Genomic DNA, 16,028 nt, shown 5'->3' on the forward strand with positions numbered 1-16,028 from the left:
GGAACGGACGCTTCCTTTGTACTCACCCTCTCGGGCTTTCCTCCGGGCGCTTCCCTTCGGTGCTCCAAACTCTATCAGTGTTTTTCCGGCTCTCTGACCACCGTCCTGCAGGCATGCAGAAGGTGACCCCGAGATAGGATCTGACAAGTTGGATGCTGCCGGGCAAGGACACGAGGTTGTGTCGCTCAGCCCCAAGCAGGAGTACGACTGTACACGCGGCCGTAGAGCGGGTGCAAATCGATTTGAGGTATGGTCTAGACCACTCCGGAAGGCCGACGCCGAACCGGCACTTCATGTGACATACCCTGCTGAACAGTGTGCCGTCCGGCACAGACAGCGACGGCCCATATCGATCTCCACCCCTGGGAGGTTTCCCATGACCACCGTGACGTCCCCACTGGCAGGACGCGCCGTCGGACTGGCATCCGTGCCCGATCCTGTCTTCTCCGGGGCCATGGTCGGCCCGGGCACGGCGATCGACCCCGTGCGCGAGCCCTCCGAGGCGGTGTCGCCCGTCGACGGAGTCATCGTCTCTCTCCATCCCCACGCCTTCGTCGTCGTCGACGAGCAGGGTCACGGCGTGCTCACTCACCTCGGTATCGACACGGTGCAGCTCAACGGTGAGGGTTTCGAGCTGCTCGTGAACAAGGGCGACACCGTGACGCGTGGCCAGGGCATCGTGCGCTGGAACCCGGTAGCGGTCGAGGAGGCCGGTAAGTCCCCGGTGTGCCCGATCGTGGCCCTCGAAGCCACGGCTGAGGCTCTCTCCGATCTTCGTGCCGACGGCGATGTGAAGGCCGGCGACAGTCTCTTCGTCTGGAAGTGACATCGACGCCGTCGTGTGACGGCAAGACGACGACAACCACCGCGGCGGCGGGACCCGCCGCACTATCGGAGACGGGTGAGATGGAGACAACGCTGCGAGGCGTCGGCGTGAGCCACGGTGTGGCGATCGGCGAGGTTCGGCACATGGGAACGGCGGTCCTCGAGCCGCCTGCCAAGCAGATTCCGGCCGAGGAGGCGGAGCGCGAACAGGGGCGCGCCCGCAAGGCCGTGGAGGCTGTGGCGGCCGACCTGATGGCGCGCGGCAATCTGGCGGGGGGCGAAGCCCAGGCGGTGCTCGAGGCGCAGGCCATGATGGCCCAGGACCCCGAGCTGATGGCGGACGTGGACCGGCGTATCGCCGTCGGCAGCACGGCCGAGCGCGCCGTGTACGACGCCTTCGCCGCGTACCGCGAGCTGCTGGCGGGTGCCGGTGAGTACCTGGCCGGTCGTGTGGCCGACCTCGATGACGTGCGGAATCGTATCGTCGCTCGTTTGCTCGGGGTTCCGATGCCCGGTGTCCCGGACAGCGACGAGCCCTACGTCCTGGTTGCTCGCGACCTCGCCCCGGCCGATACGGCGCTGCTGGACCCGACCCTCGTTCTCGGCTTCGTCACCGAGGAGGGTGGGCCGACCAGCCACAGCGCGATTCTGGCTCGGGCGCTCGGCGTGCCGGCCGTGGTGGCGCTGCCGGGTGCCGGTGAGCTCGCCGAGGGCACGGTGATCGCCGTGGACGGCAGCACCGGCGACATCTTCGTGAACCCGAGCGAAGAGAAGAAGGCGGAGCTGGAGGCTGCCGCCGCAGCGCGCAAGGCCGCGCTTGCGGCGTCGACAGGCCCGGGTGCCACCGCCGACGGCCACAAGGTGCCGCTGCTGGCCAACGTGGGCGGTCCGTCCGACGTTCCGGCCGCTGTCGAGGCGGGTGCTGAGGGTGTCGGTCTGTTCCGTACCGAGTTCCTCTTCCTCGACGACAGCAAGAAGGCACCGTCGGAGGAGAAGCAGGTCGAGGCCTACCGGCAGGTTCTCGAAGCCTTCCCCGAGGGGCGGGTCGTCGTACGTGTTCTGGACGCCGGCGCGGACAAGCCGCTGGACTTCCTGACGCCGGCCGATGAGCCGAACCCGGCACTGGGCGTGCGCGGTCTGCGGACGCTGCTGGACCACCCCGAGGTGCTGCGCACCCAGCTGACGGCACTTGCGAAGGCTGCGGAGGGGCTGCCCGTCTACCTCGAGGTCATGGCTCCGATGGTGGCGGACCGAACGGATGCGAAGGCATTCGCGGACGCGTGCCGCGCGGCGGGGCTGCAGGCGAAGTTCGGTGCGATGGTGGAGATTCCGTCGGCCGCGCTGCGGGCCCGTTCGATCCTGCAGGAGGTCGAGTTCCTGTCGCTGGGAACCAACGACCTCGCGCAGTACACCTTCGCCGCGGACCGACAGGTGGGTGCGGTGTCCCGTCTGCAGGATCCGTGGCAGCCCGCTCTGCTCGACCTGGTGGCGCTGTCCGCCGACGCGGCGAAGGCCGAGGGCAAGAGCTGCGGTGTCTGTGGTGAGGCGGCGTCCGATCCGCTGCTGGCATGTGTGCTGACCGGTCTGGGTGTCACCTCCCTGTCCATGGGGTCGGCGTCGATTCCTTACGTCCGGGCGACGCTTGCGAAGTACACGCTTGCGCAGTGCGAGCGTGCCGCTGCTGCGGCCAGGGCGGCGGACAGCGCCGAGGAGGCGCGCAACGCGGCTCAGGCGGTGTTGTCCGGCGAGTAGCCGGGGCTGGACGGCCGCCTGTCGGTTCGTGTGGGGCGCTCCACCTGCGGGTGGGGCGCCCCTTTGCGTTCAGTGGTCGTGTCCCGGGGCGACCTCCTCGTCACCGAGATCCGGCGGCACGCAGTAGTCGACACCCGATTCCGGGGCGATGAGGTCCCCCGATTCGACGTCGGTGCAGTAGGCGTCGAAGACTTCGCCCGCGGTGAGGGGTTCCAGGCCGTCTCCGCGCAGGCGCCATCCGTAGATGCGGTCGGATGTGCCGGGTGCGCTGGTCCGCATGACGAGTCCGCCGGGGCTGCGGGTGGCGAGGCCGAGAGCGAGCACCGTGGCGAATTCCAGCGCTTCGGCCTCGTCGAGGTGGGTGGCACCCTGGGCGTCCTCGTCGGCATGGAGGACTGACACGAGTGTTTCCGGGGTTGCCGTGACGCTGCAGACGAGGTGCCGGCTGCCCGGTTGGGCTGTGTCCAGGATGCGGACGAGGAGGCTGGAGGCACGGGTGTAGGCCGCGCGGCCGATGTCCTCGCCGCAGGTGACGCAGGCGCCGAGTCGCGCCAGGAGTGTGGCCGCGTACTCCCAGGTGGCTTGGCGGACGGCTTCGTCGACGAGGGCCGGGACGAGGTCGGTCAAGGGCTGGCCCTCGTAGAAGACGGTGGGTCCGGTGGTCGCGAGTTCGGCGGTGAAGCGCGTGCGGCTCGATGGGGTGTCGGGGTCCAGGCCCGTTGCCACGCAGAACTCGGCGTACTCCTGCGGGTCGAAGAGGGCGATCGCCGTATGGCTGCCTTGGGAGGCCCGTGTCCTGAGGAGGGCTTCTACCTGTTCCAGATAGATCTTGTGGTCGTCGAAGGTGAAGCTGCGGTAGCGCCGCATGGCACGGAAATCGTGCTCGTCGGTCAGCAGGCCGATCGTGCCGGCGATTTCGCGGCGCAGAACGCGTCGCATCGTCTGGTCGTCGGTGTACGACATCTTTCCCCCTGCGTGCAGTCGATCAATGCTCACTCACAGTAACCGGGGGCACTGACAACGGCGCCGGGGTGACGTGAGCGTGACCTCGAGCGGGGGCATTCGGGCAGGTCGGAGGCTTGGTGACGCGGTGGCCCGGCCTCGGACGTCGCCGTGGTTCGAAAGTCCGAGGCCGGCGCGGGTTGGGTCAGGCGCGCTTGCGGGCGAGTTCCTCGTAGAAGTGCAGGAGGTCGAGGTTGTCGATGGAGCCCGGATTGACCGCCTTCTCAAGGGGTGTGCCCTGGAGGAGGCGTTTGACCGGAACCTCGATGCGCTTGCCGGTGAGGGTATGAGGGACGCCCGGCACCTCGATGATCTCGTCGGGGACGTGACGTGGTGAGAGCTGTTCGCGGATGGTCTGCTTGATGCGGTTCAGGAGTGCCTCGTCGAGCACGGTTCCGGGGGCCAGGTGGACGAACAAGGGCATCCAGTAGCCGCCGTCGGGCTGCTCGATGCCGATGACGAGCGATTCCTTGATCTCAGGGAGGCGTTCCACGGCTTCGTAGATGTCGGCCGACCCCATGCGGACGCCCTGGCGGTTGAGTGTCGAGTCGGAGCGTCCGTGGATGACGACGGAGCCGCGTGAGGTGACGGTGATCCAGTCGCCGTGGCGCCATACGCCGGGATACGTGTCGAAGTAGCTGTCGTGGTACCGGCTGCCGTCGGGGTCGTTCCAGAAGTAGATCGGCATGGACGGCATGGGGTTGGTGACCACGAGCTCGCCGACCTCGTCGATGAGGGGTACGCCGCTGGGGTCCCAGGACTGCAGGTCGGTGCCCAGGCTGGGGGCCTGGAGCTCGCCGACGTACACAGGCACCGTCGGCACCGCTCCCGCGAAGCAGGAGCACACGTCCGTGCCGCCGCTGACGGAGGCGATCCACAGATCGTCGCGGACCTCGTCGTGCAGCCAGCGGAACCCGTCGGGCGGCAGGGGGGATCCGGTGGTGGCGACACATTGCACCTTGGAGAGGTCGAAGTCGCGTGAGGGGCGCACATCGGCCTTGCGACAGGCCATGACGTACGCGGCCGAGGTGCCGTAGAGGGTGGCTTCCGTGCGTTCGGCGACGCGCCACTGGGCGCCCGTGTCGGGATAGCCCGGGCTGCCGTCGTAGAGAACGATCGTGGTGCCGGTGAGCAGGCCGGAGACGAGGAAGTTCCACATCATCCAGCCCGTCGAGGTGTACCAGAAGAAACGGTCCTCGGGGCCCAGGTCGCAGTGCAGGCCGAGTTGCTTGAGGTGCTCGACGAGGATGCCGCCCTGGGACTGGACGATGGCCTTGGGAAGGCCGGTCGTGCCGGAGGAGTAGAGCACCCAGAGCGGGTGGTCGAAGGGGACCTGCTCGAAGACCGGTTCCTCGTCGGCCGCTGTGAGGGCGGACCACTCCAGCGCGCCCTCCGGTGCCTCTGTGCCGAGGAGGGGAATGTGCACCACGGCGCGCAGAGTGGGCAGTTCGCCGCGCAGCTCGGCGACGATGTCTCGGCGGTCGTGCTCCTTGCCGCCGTAGCGGTAACCGTCGACGGTGAACAGGACGACGGGTTCGACCTGCTGGAAGCGATCCAGGACGCTGCGGGCGCCGAAGTCGGGGGCGCAGGAGGTCCAGACACCGCCTACGGCAGCCGTGGCGAGGAGGGCGACGACGGCCTGCGGGATGTTGGGGAGGTAGCCGCTGATTCGGTCTCCTGGGCGTACACCCAGGGCGCGCAGCTCGGCGGCGAGGGAGCCGACCTGGCGGCGCAGCTCGGACCAGGTCACAGGGCGGGGCTCGTGGGATTCGTCGACGTGCAGGAGGGCGGGTTCGTCGGCGCGGGTCGCGGCGGCACGCAGGGCGTGCTCGGCGTAGTTCAGGGTGGCGCCCGGGAACCACTGGGCGCCGGGCATCGAGCGATCGGCCAGCACGCGCGCGTAGGGGGTGGAGAAGCGTACGTCGAACCACTCCGTGACGGCTTGCCAGAAGGTGTCCAGTTCGTCGACCGACCAACGGTGCAGGGCCGCGTAGCCGCCCTCGGCGGGGGCGCCGTGGTTTTCAGCGGCCCAGGCCTGGAACTTGGTGACCTGAGACCGTGCGATGCGCTGCGGATCTGGCTCCCAGAGAGGCTGGGGATTCACGGTCGACATGGGGCGGCTCCCGGACTGTGCGCGTCGTGTGCGTCTTCCACGCACGGCGGGGGTGTGCGCGTGACGCGGATGACACGGACGATGCCATGTGATCGACTTCTGCACCAGGGTGCGCCCCACATAGTCCGTGTCGTGAAGATGTGGTCCCGGCACGGGTGAACGGCAGTTGAACGGCACGCATGTGTGGGGCGGTGAATGGCAGGCTGAGCAGCATGGACGGTCGTGACCTGGTGCGTTCGATAAAGGCGGTCGGTTCTGTGGGAGCGGCCCAGGGGTTGCGTACCGTACGGGCGGCGTGGCGCAGGAAGCGCGCCGACGCCGAAGGGCTGCCGCCCCGGGGTGCCGAGCGCGCTCGGGTGCCCGGGCCCGTGCAGGAGGTGCAGTCCGGTCCGGGCGGTGGCGTCATCCGGTTCAGCAGGTCCGAGCTGCGTGTCGTCGTCACCGTGAACGGGGCTGTCTTCTGGGGGTGGGACGGTGCCACTCCCGAGCCGTCGTACGCGCTGGCGGGCCGCTGTCCGGAACCGGATCCGCGGGCCGCGCTGGAGCCCGACAAGGACGGTGGCTGGCGGGTCGTGGCCGAGCGGGTGACGGTGGTCATCTCGCGGCACGGGGCCGTGGAGGTGCAGACACCGGGTGGTGTGACCCTGCGCCGTGATCTGCCGCCGCGTTGGTGGGAGCCGGTGGACGGCGGGGCGGCGCGCTGGATGCAGCGGTCCGAGGTGGCCGCAGACTCACGGTTCTTCGGGCTGGGAGGCCGGGCGTCGGGGCCACGGCTGAAGGACGGGACGTACCGGCTGTGGAACACCGACCCCGGCCGTGCGTTCGGCCCTGGCGACGACCCGCTGTACATCACCATGCCGGTGCAGTTGGTCGTGGCCGACGCGGCCTCGCACCTGGTGTTCCACGACACCTCGTGGGACGGCACGGTGACGCTGCGGGAGGGTCAGGAGGGCGCCGGCTCCGGGCATGACCGCGCGGGGACCAGCGAACTGCGGATGGACGGGGGTCCGCTGCGCTGCTGGGTGATGGTGGGCACTCCCGCGCGCGTGCTGCTCGTCTGGGCCTCCCTCACCGGTGCTGCCGCGCTGCCGCCCAGATGGGCGCTCGGCCACCATCACGCGCGGTGGGGCTTCGGCAGCGAGCAGGAGGTGCGGCGGGTCGTTTCGGGCTACCAGGAGCGGGATCTGCCGCTGGACGCGGTCCACCTGGACATCGACCACTTCGACGAGCACCAGGTGTTCACGGTGGGCCTCGAGGGCTTTCCCAAACTGCCGCAGCTCGCCGAGGACTTGCGGCGGGACGGGATCCGCCTGGTGTCGATCGTCGACCCCGCGGTCAAGGCCGCGCCGGGCAATGCCGTGTACGACAGCGGGACGGCCGAGGACGTGTTTGTCAGGGACGCTTCGGGGCGGTTCGTGCAAGGCGTTGTGTGGCCCGGGGAGGCGGTCTTCCCGGACTTCACGCACGCGCGCGTGCGGCAGTGGTGGGGTCGTCTGTATGAGGAGCGGCTGGCACAGGGCTTCTCGGGCTTCTGGCATGACATGAACGAGCCGACTTCCTTCGCCGCCTTCGGGGAGTCGACGCTGCCGCGTTCGGCCCGGCATTCCCTGGAGGGGCGTGGCGGGGACCACCAGGAGGCGCACAACGTCTACGGACTGTGCATGGCCAGGGCGGGCTATGAGGGACTGCGCGCACTGACACCCGAGGAGCGGCCCTTCGTCTTCTCACGGTCCGGATGGGCCGGCATGCAGCGCTACGGGGGGACCTGGTCCGGCGACGTCGCCACGGGCTGGCCGGGACTGCGGGCGTCGCTGTCGCTGGTCATGGGCCTCGGGCTGTGCGGGGTGCCCTACTCGGGGCCCGATGTGGGCGGGTTCGACGGGAGTCCTTCGCCGGAGCTGTATCTGCGCTGGTTCCAGCTGGCCTCCTATCTGCCGCTGTTCCGCACGCATGCGAGTCTGCGGGCGGGGCGCAGGGAACCGTGGGAGTTCGGTCCGGAAGTGCTGGAGCACGCGCGCGTGGCGCTCGTCGAGCGGCGGAGGCTGCTGCCGTACTTCGTGACGCTGGCGCATCTCGCCCGGCGGACAGGGGCGCCGTACGTCCGTCCGCTGTGGTGGTCGGCGCCCGAGGAGCGCGCGCTGCGCGACTGTGAGGATGCGTTTCTGCTGGGCGACTGCCTGCTGGTGGCGCCGGTACTGGATCCGGGCGCCGACCGGCGTGCGGTGCAGCTGCCGCGAGGGCGCTGGTACGACACGGCGACGGGGCGGACGTACGAGGGGCCGGGCCAGGTTCTCGTGGACGCGCCTCTGTCCCGGATCCCGGTGCTCGCGCGCGCGGGTGCCGTCGTCCCGGTACGCGCGGACGACGGCGGGCTGGAACTGGAGGTGTGGGCGCCCGCCCGGGGACGTACCGGGGGCGGGCTGGTGGTGGCGGATGCGGGTGACGGCTGGGACGAACCGGAGATCGAGCGCTACGTCACCCGCTGGTCGGGCGGAAAGCTGGTCGTGGAGCTGGAGCATGAGGACGGCATGATCACGTCGCCTCGTCCGGTGCGCGTACGAGGTCTCGGCGAGCGGTGAGCTCAGACGTAACGGCCCTCGAAGAACGCCCGTACGGCCAGTGTGTGCAGCGGGAAGGCGAGGTCCTCCGGCCTGCGCAGGAGGTGCCATCCTTCGGTTTCGTCGGTGGCGGCCGAGGTCGGCAGGCGGTCGGTGGGCCGTTCCGGGAGGAGGCCGAACAGCAGCAGGTGCCCGTCCGGGGAGCTCATCGCGTCGACGAGACGTACGTCGCGGCCGGCCGCGTCGATGCCGGTCTCTTCCTTCAGTTCGCGGACGACGGCCTGCCGCCAGTCCTCGCGGTCGTCGATGTAGCCGCCGGGCAGGGCGATGCCCCCGCGCGCGGGGGCGATGGTTCGGGTGATGACGACCAGGGCGGTGCCCTTGGTGTCGTACACGGGCTGGAGCGCGATCGCTACCGGCAGGGGATTGCGGTAGGCCACGGTGCCACATGCCGGGCAGGTGCGGGGCCAGCTGGAGACGCCCTCTCCGTAGGGCGCGCCGCAGCTCGAACAGTGGGAGTCTGCTGCGGAGTTGGGGGCGGAGTGCTGAGTTTCGGACACGCGGCGGACTGTATCCGATCAGTGGAAGGGCGTCTTCCGGGGGCCGGTCACCAAGGCCTGATCAGGGTTTTCCAGGACACGGGGAAGTCGAAGTAGGTGTCCGGATAGGGCTCCGGCTTGTAGGTGTAGTGCCACCACTCCTCGGTGAGGTTCACGAATCCGAGGGCTTCGAGGGTGCTCTTGAGCAGCAGCCTGTGGGCGCGCTGTTCGCCTTGGATGCGCGGGTCGAGGGTGTGCGAAAGGGTGTCGAAGCAGTCGAATCCGGTGCCCATGTCGACCGAGTTGTCGGGAAAGCGTTCGCCCTGAGGTGCGTAGCAGGGCGCGAGGGGCTCTCCCGGTACGTACGGCCTGGTGGGTTTCGTCGGCAGCCGGACGATCGTCAGGTCCATGGTCGAGCCGCGGCTGTGGCCGGATTTCTCCGCGATATAGCCTTCCGTGAACAGGCGGGTCTTGTCGACGTCCGGGTAGAACTCGGCCTTCATGGCTTGGTCGTCGAGGTCCTTGGCCCAGCGCACGAAGTGGTCGACGGCGCGCTGCGGTCGGTAGCAGTCGTACACCTTGAGCGTGTAGCCCTGGCGCAGCAGCTGCTTCTGGGCCTTGTGGAGCGCTTCCGCGGCGGGGCGGGTGAGGATGCAGAGGGGCTGTCGGTAGCCGTCGATGCGCTCGCCCACGAAGTTGTGCGGGGTGAAGTACCGCATCTCCTGGACGATGGTGGGATCCACGGTTCTCAGCGCCACGAAGCCCTTCGGCGCCTTGGGCTCGGTCTCCACCTGGGCGGTGGCGGGGGCGGCGGTCACGGCCGGCAAGGTGGCGAGCGTGGCCACCAGTCCCCGTACCGCGGTCGAGAGTCGTGTCATGTCTCCTGCATTTATCAGGAATTCGTCGGGTCGGAGCCGCGATCCGATGCAGTCCACCCTTCAGGCCGCCCTGCCGCATTCCGGTTGCCCGTGGCACACTTCCTGACGTCCCGTCAGATCTGTTGCCAGGAGGGGCTATGCCACGCACGCGCACACCAGTGGTCGCCGGGTGGTTCGCCGGTGACGGGGACGACTTCCGGCTCCTCGGCACCCGGTGCGCCGCCTGCGCCTCGGTCTTCTTTCCGCGCGAGGACGCTCACTGCCGCAACCCGGCCTGCCCGGGCGGCGCGCTGGAGGAGGTCCCGCTCTCCCGGCGCGGGCGTGTCTGGTCGTACACGGACAGCCGGTACCGGCCTCCGTCACCCTATGTGACCGACCCGGAACTTCCGTGGGAGCCGTACGCGTTGATCGCTGTGGAGCTGGCTGCAGAGCGCCTCGTGGTGCTGGGACAGGCGGTTCCCGGGGTCACCGTCGCCGATCTGGCGGTGGGCATGGAGGTGGAGGTCGTTCCCGGCGTGCTGCACGAGGACGCGGAGACGATCTGGACGACGTGGCAATGGCGGCCGACGGGGGTGGCGGCATGACGGAAGAGGTTGCGGTGCTAGGCGCGGGCATGCATCCCTGGGGCAAGTGGGGGCGCAGCTTCGTCGAGTACGGCGCGGTGGCGGCCCGCGCGGCACTCGCCGATGCGGGCCTGGAGTGGCGGGACATCGGGTCGATCGTCGGCGCCGACACCGTGCGGGGCGGCTATCCGGGGTATGTGGCCGGGGCGACGTTCGCGAAGGCGCTCGGCTGGCAGGGCGCCCGGGTCACGAGTGTGTACGCGGCGTGCGCGTCCGGGGCACAGGCCGTCAACACCGCGCGGGCTCAGATACTTTCGGGGCTGGCGGACGTGGTGCTGGTGGTGGGTGCGGATGCGGCTCCCAAGGGGTTCTTCCGGCCTGCGGGCGGCGACCGGCCCGATGATCCGGACTGGCTGCGTTTCCGGGTCCTCGGCGCGACCAATCCGGCGTACTTCGGGCTGTACGCGCGTCGTCGGATGGCCGTGCACGGGGACACACCGGAGGACTTCGCCCAGGTCAAGGTGAAGAACGCCGCACTGGGCGCGCTGAATCCCTACGCCCGCTACCGCAAGACGGTCACCGCCGAGGAGGTAGCCGCGTCCGCCGTGGTCGCCGATCCCCTGCGACTGCTCGACATCTGCGCGACCTCGGACGGAGGAGCCGCGCTCGTGCTGGCCGGCATGGAGTTCGCGCGCCGGCACGGGGCCGCAGATCCGGTGCGGATCCGTGCGGTGTCCACCGTGACGCCGCGTTACCCCAACATCGTCCTGGATCTGCCCGACGTCGCGACGGACTCCGCGGTGGCGGTGCGACCGGCGGCCGAGACGTTCCGGGAGTCGATCGCGCGCGCGGCCTACGAGGAGGCGGGTATCGGCCCGGAGGAGCTCTCCTTCGCGGAGGTCTACGACTTGTCCACCGCCCTGGAGTTGCAGTGGTACGAGGATCTGGGAGTGTGCGGCGAGGGAGAGGCCGCGAAGCTGCTTCGGGAGGGCACGACGACGCTGGGCGGCCGCATACCTGTGAACGCGAGCGGTGGGCTGGCTTCTTTCGGAGAGGCTGTGCCGGCCCAGGCCATCGCTCAAATATGCGAACTCACCTGGCAGTTGAGGGGCGCTGCCGGTGACCGACAGATCGCCGGAGCACGGGTGGGGATCGCGGCGAACCAGGGGCTGTTCGGGCACGGATCGGCGGTGATCGCGGTGCGGTGACGTACGGCGGCGTGACGGACACGTGGGGTCGAAATCCACAAGCGTTGCGTCACCGTCGTACGACCGGGGCGGCCAGGCATGTCTACGGTGTGTGACCAACCCGGAATCCTGCGTGAACGTCTCATGAACTGGGCTCATGCGTGCTCCAGCGGCGCAATCATGCTCCCGTGGACTCCTGGACGGATACTCTCCGCTTCGCTTTCCAACCGGTGGTCAACCTGACGACCGGCGGGGTAGCGGGGCTGGAGATACTCGCCCGCCCGGAGACCGGCGACGTCCTCGCCGAGGCCCGCCGGGACCCGGAAGTCGACGGCCGGCTCGCCGTGCTGGCGTTCCGTGCGGCGGCCCGCAAGGAGGCGTTGCTGCCGCTGTACGTCAACGTGTTCGCCGGCACCCTCGCCGACCTCGGAGGGCTGACACCGCTGCACGACGCCGTGCGTGCGGCGGGGCGGCTGCCGTGGGAGGTGACGATCGACGTCGGCCCGCCGTACACGCACGTGCCCCAGCAGGCACTGCTGGAGGCGATCGGCTCGCTGCGGGGCCAGGGTTTCCGGATCAGCGCGGACGGCGTCGGCGACGGGGACGTACCACTGCGGCTGCTCGCCGATATGGCACCCGACCTGGTGAAGCTCGACCCGTCCTTGTTGGCGCGCCCGGCGGCGGTACGGGCGATGCGGACGCTGTGCGACCAGTTGGCAGCGCTGCTGTGCGTCGAGGGCGTGGAGACGGAGCTGCAGTGCGGATCCGCGAGGTCGGCGGGCGCGCAGCTGGCGCAGGGCCAGTTGTTCGCCCCGCCGGCCCGGCTACCCGCGGCGGAGGTATACGTTCCGCCGCGCTCCACCGGACTGGCGGTGACGCCACGCTCGGGACCGTCGGTGCGGGAGTTCGTGCGGCCGGCGGCGCTGCTCCCCGCCACCGCCTCCGCGGGCCAGGTGCGGGCACTGCTGACCGGGTCGCCGGAGGTGTCCGGGGTGCTGCTGGTCGACACGCACGGTGTCCCGGTGCGGTCGGTGCACCGCTCCCGGTTCCTGCTGTCGATGTCGGGCCGCTACGGCCATGCCCTGTACGCCGACCGGCCCGCGGCCAAGCTCGGCGATCCACCGCGCACCGTGGGCGTGGACGCCACCGCGTGGGAGGTGCTGGACGTGGTCGCGGTCGGGGGCCGCGACCGTACGTCGGACGATGTGGCCGTGGTCGACCGGTACGGCCGCTGCGTGGGCGTCGTACGCCTCGCCGACCTCGTGCGGGCACTTGCCGAGACCCGGGTCGAGGAGGCCGCGGGGCTCAATCCGCTGACCCGGCTGCCGGGTTCGGACGCGATCACCGGTGAGGTGGACCTGAGGATCGCCGATGGGCGGCCGTTCGCGCTGAGCTGGCTGGACGTGGACCACTTCAAGCAGGTCAACGACGGAGCCGGGTTCGCTGCGGGCGACGAGCTGATCCGGTCGGTCGGACGGGCGCTGCAGCACGCGGCGTCGGGCAGCACCCGCGTGGGCCACATCGGCGGGGACGACTTCCTGGTGCTCGCGGACCCGGAAGGGCTCAGCCCGCTGGCCACCTCCATGCTGGATACACCCTGGTCGGCGGGTGGGCGTCCCGTCACGCTGTCCCTGGCCACGGTCCTGTGCGAGCCCGGGAGCGTGACGGACCACCGGCAGGCTGCCGCCTGTCTCGCGCCGCTGAAGCAGGCCGCGAAGTCACTGCGCGGGGCAAGCTGGGTGCTGGGCCGCGCGGGGCTGTCCGGGCACGAGATCCTTCGCGGCATGGAGGCCGAGACGGCCCGGGCTGAGTGGGCGGTGGCGGACCCGGGCAAGGGGTGAGACGCTTTTCCTACCAGGTCGGCGGTGGCCGAAAGGTTTTCGTACGGCCTCAAAACAGCATGGACTTCGAACCCTGCCGGGTTCAGCAGGAACTGGCCTCCCGGCCGTCCTCAGCAGGGCCTCGGTGTCCGTCCATCCCCGAACGGGCGTGCCACGATTCGCTTCGGTGACGGTCCGTGACCCGTCGGTGCGCCCCCAACCATTGGCGTCGGCGACCTTGACGCCCCCTGGACGCCGGTGAACACTTCCCGGTGTCAGCCGACATCGCCGTACATTCTCGGCGTATCCACGCACTGCGCCGCGCGGTTCCGCCTGGAGCAAAGGCCCGTTCCCCCACGGACGAGTCGGCTGCGACGGCACGCTCGTCACGGACGCCTGGCGGGGCGCGGGACCCTCCCTGCCTTCGGCTGAAGTCGCCATGGGTAACGCACCCCGCACGGAGAAAGCCGGGGCTGATCGTCCCGGCCAGGGCCTAGGAGCCGCCATGAGCAACGGAGATATTTTCCTCGGTGAGGTCATCGGTACCGCGATCCTGATCCTCTTCGGGGCCGGAGTCGTCGCCGCCGTCGTACTCAACTACTCCAAGGCGAAGGACGCCGGCTGGGTCGTCATCGCCTTCGGATGGGGATTCGGCGTGATGGCCGGCGCGTACACCGCCGCCCCGCTGTCCGGCGGGCAGCTCAACCCGGCCGTGACGATCGGAATCGCCATCGACACCGGGGAGTGGGACAAGGTCCACATCTACATCGCCGGCCAGATGGTCGGTGCGATTCTCGGTGCGGTGCTGTGCTGGCTGGTCTACTTCGCACAGTTCCAGGCCAACGCCGACAAGGACATCGCCCAGCCGACCCTCGGGATCTTCTCCACCGCACCCGCGATCCGCAACGTCGTGGCGAACCTCATCACCGAGATCATCGCGACGATCGCACTGGTGCTGCCGATCCTCGCCTTCGGCCTGACCAAGGGTCTCGGCGTGTCCGGAACCGCGATTCTGATCGTCTCGTTCCTGGTGGTCGGCATCGGTCTGTCGCTCGGCGGTCCCACGGGATACGCCATCAATCCGGCCCGTGACCTGGGCCCGCGCATCGTCCACGCACTGCTCCCGATTCCCAACAAGGGCACCTCGGACTGGGGCTACGCGTGGATTCCGGTGGTGGGACCGCTGATCGGCGGGGTGCTGTCCGGGGTCATCTTCAACGCAGCTTTCTGAAGGAACAGACGAAGGGGACGTCATGACGGACAAGTTCGTCGCCGCTATCGACCAGGGCACCACCTCCAGCCGCTGCATCATCTTCAACCAGGACGGCGCGATCGTGGCCGTCGACCAGCGCGAGCACCGCCAGATCTTCCCCAAGCCCGGCTGGGTGGAGCACGACGCCACCGAGATCTGGTCGAAGGTGCAGGCGGTGGTCGCCGGCGCGACCGCCAAGGCAGGGCTGCGCACCGACCAGATCAGCGCGCTCGGTATCACCAACCAGCGCGAGACGACGGTCCTGTGGGACCGCGCGACGGGCAAACCGGTGCACAACGCGATCGTGTGGCAGGACACGCGTACGGCGGCGCTGTGCAACCAGCTCGGTGGTTCGGACGGGCAGGATCGTTTCCGTGAGCAGACCGGACTGCCGCTGGCCAGCTACTTCTCCGGCCCCAAGGCGGCCTGGTTGCTGGACAACGTGCCCGGCCTCAGGACCCGCGCCGAGAACGGCGAGATCGCCTTCGGCACCATCGACTCCTGGCTGATCTGGAACCTCACCGGCGGCACGGACGGCGGACACCACGTCACCGACGTGACGAACGCCGGCCGCACCATGCTGATGAACCTGGAAACCCTTCAGTGGGACTCCTCGATCCTGTCCGCGATGAACGTGCCCGAGGCCGTCCTTCCGGAGATCAAGTCGTCCTCCGAGGTGTACGGGACCGCCGTCGGACAGCTGGCCGGTGTGCCGGTCGCCTCGGCCCTGGGCGACCAGCAGGCGGCGGTGTTCGGGCAGGCCTGCTACGACGTGGGCACGGCGAAGAACACATACGGCACGGGCAGCTTCCTGCTGCTCAACACGGGCAACCGGCCGGTCCAGTCGAAGAGCGGGCTGCTGACCACCATGGGCTACAAGATCGGCAGCGAGGCGCCCGTGTACTGCCTGGAGGGAGCGATAGCCATCACGGGTGCGCTGGTCCAGTGGTTCCGCGACCAGCTCGGCATCATCCGCACCGCCGACGAGATCGAGCCGCTGGCGGAGAGCGTCGAGGACAACGGCGGCGCGTACATCGTGCCCGCCTTCTCCGGTCTGTTCGCGCCGTACTGGCGTTCCGACGCCCGCGGTGTCATCACCGGGTTGACGCGGTACGTCACCAAGGCGCACCTGGCCCGCGCGGTGCTGGAGGCGACCAGCTGGCAGACGCGCGAGGTCGTGGACGCCATGTACCAGGACTCCGGGGTGCACATCACGACCCTGAAGGTCGACGGCGGCATGACGAAGAACAACCTGCTCATGCAGCACCAGGCGGACGTGCTCGACGTGCCGGTGATCCGTCCCAAGGTCTCCGAGACGACCTGCCTGGGTGCCGCGTACGCGGCAGGGTTGGCCACCGGGGTCTGGAACGACCTGGACGAACTCAAGGCGCACTGGGCGAAGGACGTCGAGTGGACGCCCGGAATGACCGCCGAGGCCCGTGACCGCGAGTACCACAACTGGCGCAAGGCGGTGGAGAAGAGCTTCGGCTGGGAGGAGGACGGCGAGAGCTGAGAGAGGCAGCCGGCGCCGAGGAGAGA

At 69.5% G+C, this 16,028-nt stretch carries 12 protein-coding genes; 8 read left to right on the top strand and 4 right to left on the bottom strand.

Features of this window, described 5'->3' with window-relative positions:
* The first annotated feature begins 376 nt into the window (after nucleotides 1-376).
* Together ABD932_RS00005 and ptsP are read left to right on the top strand one after the other, a co-directional pair.
* Entirely contained in the window at nucleotides 377-826 is a 450-nt protein-coding gene (locus ABD932_RS00005) for a PTS sugar transporter subunit IIA (RefSeq protein WP_126389938.1), read from the top strand.
* Between the two features lie 80 nt (nucleotides 827-906).
* A complete protein-coding gene (ptsP, locus tag ABD932_RS00010; RefSeq protein ID WP_345008322.1) occupies nucleotides 907-2,577 on the top strand; it encodes a phosphoenolpyruvate--protein phosphotransferase in 1,671 nt (556 codons plus the stop codon).
* A gap of 69 nt (nucleotides 2,578-2,646) precedes the next feature.
* On the opposite strand, the gene ABD932_RS00015 is transcribed toward ptsP, so the two are convergent.
* Both ABD932_RS00015 and ABD932_RS00020 read right to left on the bottom strand, forming a co-directional pair.
* Nucleotides 2,647-3,540, bottom strand: coding sequence for a hypothetical protein (locus ABD932_RS00015; RefSeq protein ID WP_345007768.1), 894 nt, complete (start codon nucleotides 3,538-3,540; stop codon nucleotides 2,647-2,649).
* Nucleotides 3,541-3,724: 184 nt separating this feature from the next.
* Nucleotides 3,725-5,692 (bottom strand): acetoacetate--CoA ligase, encoded by a 1,968-nt coding sequence (locus ABD932_RS00020; RefSeq protein ID WP_345007769.1) that lies wholly within the window; start codon nucleotides 5,690-5,692, stop codon nucleotides 3,725-3,727.
* 212 nt (nucleotides 5,693-5,904) lie between these two features.
* Here ABD932_RS00020 and ABD932_RS00025 point away from each other — a divergent pair, with 212 nt between their 5' ends.
* Nucleotides 5,905-8,271, top strand: coding sequence for a glycoside hydrolase family 31 protein (locus ABD932_RS00025; RefSeq protein ID WP_345007771.1), 2,367 nt, complete (start codon nucleotides 5,905-5,907; stop codon nucleotides 8,269-8,271).
* 2 nt (nucleotides 8,272-8,273) lie between these two features.
* On the opposite strand, the gene ABD932_RS00030 is transcribed toward ABD932_RS00025, so the two are convergent.
* On the bottom strand, nucleotides 8,274-8,810 hold the full coding sequence (locus tag ABD932_RS00030) for an NUDIX domain-containing protein (RefSeq protein WP_345007773.1): 537 nt from the start codon (nucleotides 8,808-8,810) through the stop codon (nucleotides 8,274-8,276).
* A 47-nt stretch (nucleotides 8,811-8,857) separates the two neighbouring features.
* Nucleotides 8,858-9,667, bottom strand: coding sequence for a M15 family metallopeptidase (locus ABD932_RS00035; protein WP_345007775.1), 810 nt, complete (start codon nucleotides 9,665-9,667; stop codon nucleotides 8,858-8,860).
* A 158-nt stretch (nucleotides 9,668-9,825) separates the two neighbouring features.
* On the opposite strand from ABD932_RS00035, the gene ABD932_RS00040 reads away from it, so the two are divergent.
* The 5 genes from ABD932_RS00040 (at nucleotide 9,826) to glpK (ending at nucleotide 16,002) form a co-directional block, all read left to right on the top strand.
* On the top strand, nucleotides 9,826-10,251 hold the full coding sequence (locus ABD932_RS00040; RefSeq protein WP_345008323.1) for a Zn-ribbon domain-containing OB-fold protein: 426 nt from the start codon (nucleotides 9,826-9,828) through the stop codon (nucleotides 10,249-10,251).
* A complete protein-coding gene (locus ABD932_RS00045; protein WP_345007777.1) occupies nucleotides 10,248-11,438 on the top strand; it encodes a lipid-transfer protein in 1,191 nt (396 codons plus the stop codon). The genes ABD932_RS00040 and ABD932_RS00045 overlap by 4 nt, the downstream gene beginning before the upstream one ends.
* A gap of 167 nt (nucleotides 11,439-11,605) precedes the next feature.
* Nucleotides 11,606-13,258, top strand: coding sequence for an EAL domain-containing protein (locus ABD932_RS00050; protein WP_345007779.1), 1,653 nt, complete (start codon nucleotides 11,606-11,608; stop codon nucleotides 13,256-13,258).
* A gap of 484 nt (nucleotides 13,259-13,742) precedes the next feature.
* Complete coding sequence (locus tag ABD932_RS00055) at nucleotides 13,743-14,468, top strand: MIP/aquaporin family protein (protein WP_345007781.1); 726 nt, start codon at nucleotides 13,743-13,745, stop codon at nucleotides 14,466-14,468.
* Nucleotides 14,469-14,490: 22 nt separating this feature from the next.
* Nucleotides 14,491-16,002, top strand: coding sequence for a glycerol kinase GlpK (glpK, locus tag ABD932_RS00060; protein ID WP_345007783.1), 1,512 nt, complete (start codon nucleotides 14,491-14,493; stop codon nucleotides 16,000-16,002).
* Nucleotides 16,003-16,028: the final 26 nt, after the last annotated feature.

Origin of the sequence: Streptomyces shaanxiensis, assembly GCF_039537145.1 — a bacterium.
Classification (GTDB): domain Bacteria; phylum Actinomycetota; class Actinomycetes; order Streptomycetales; family Streptomycetaceae; genus Streptomyces; species Streptomyces shaanxiensis.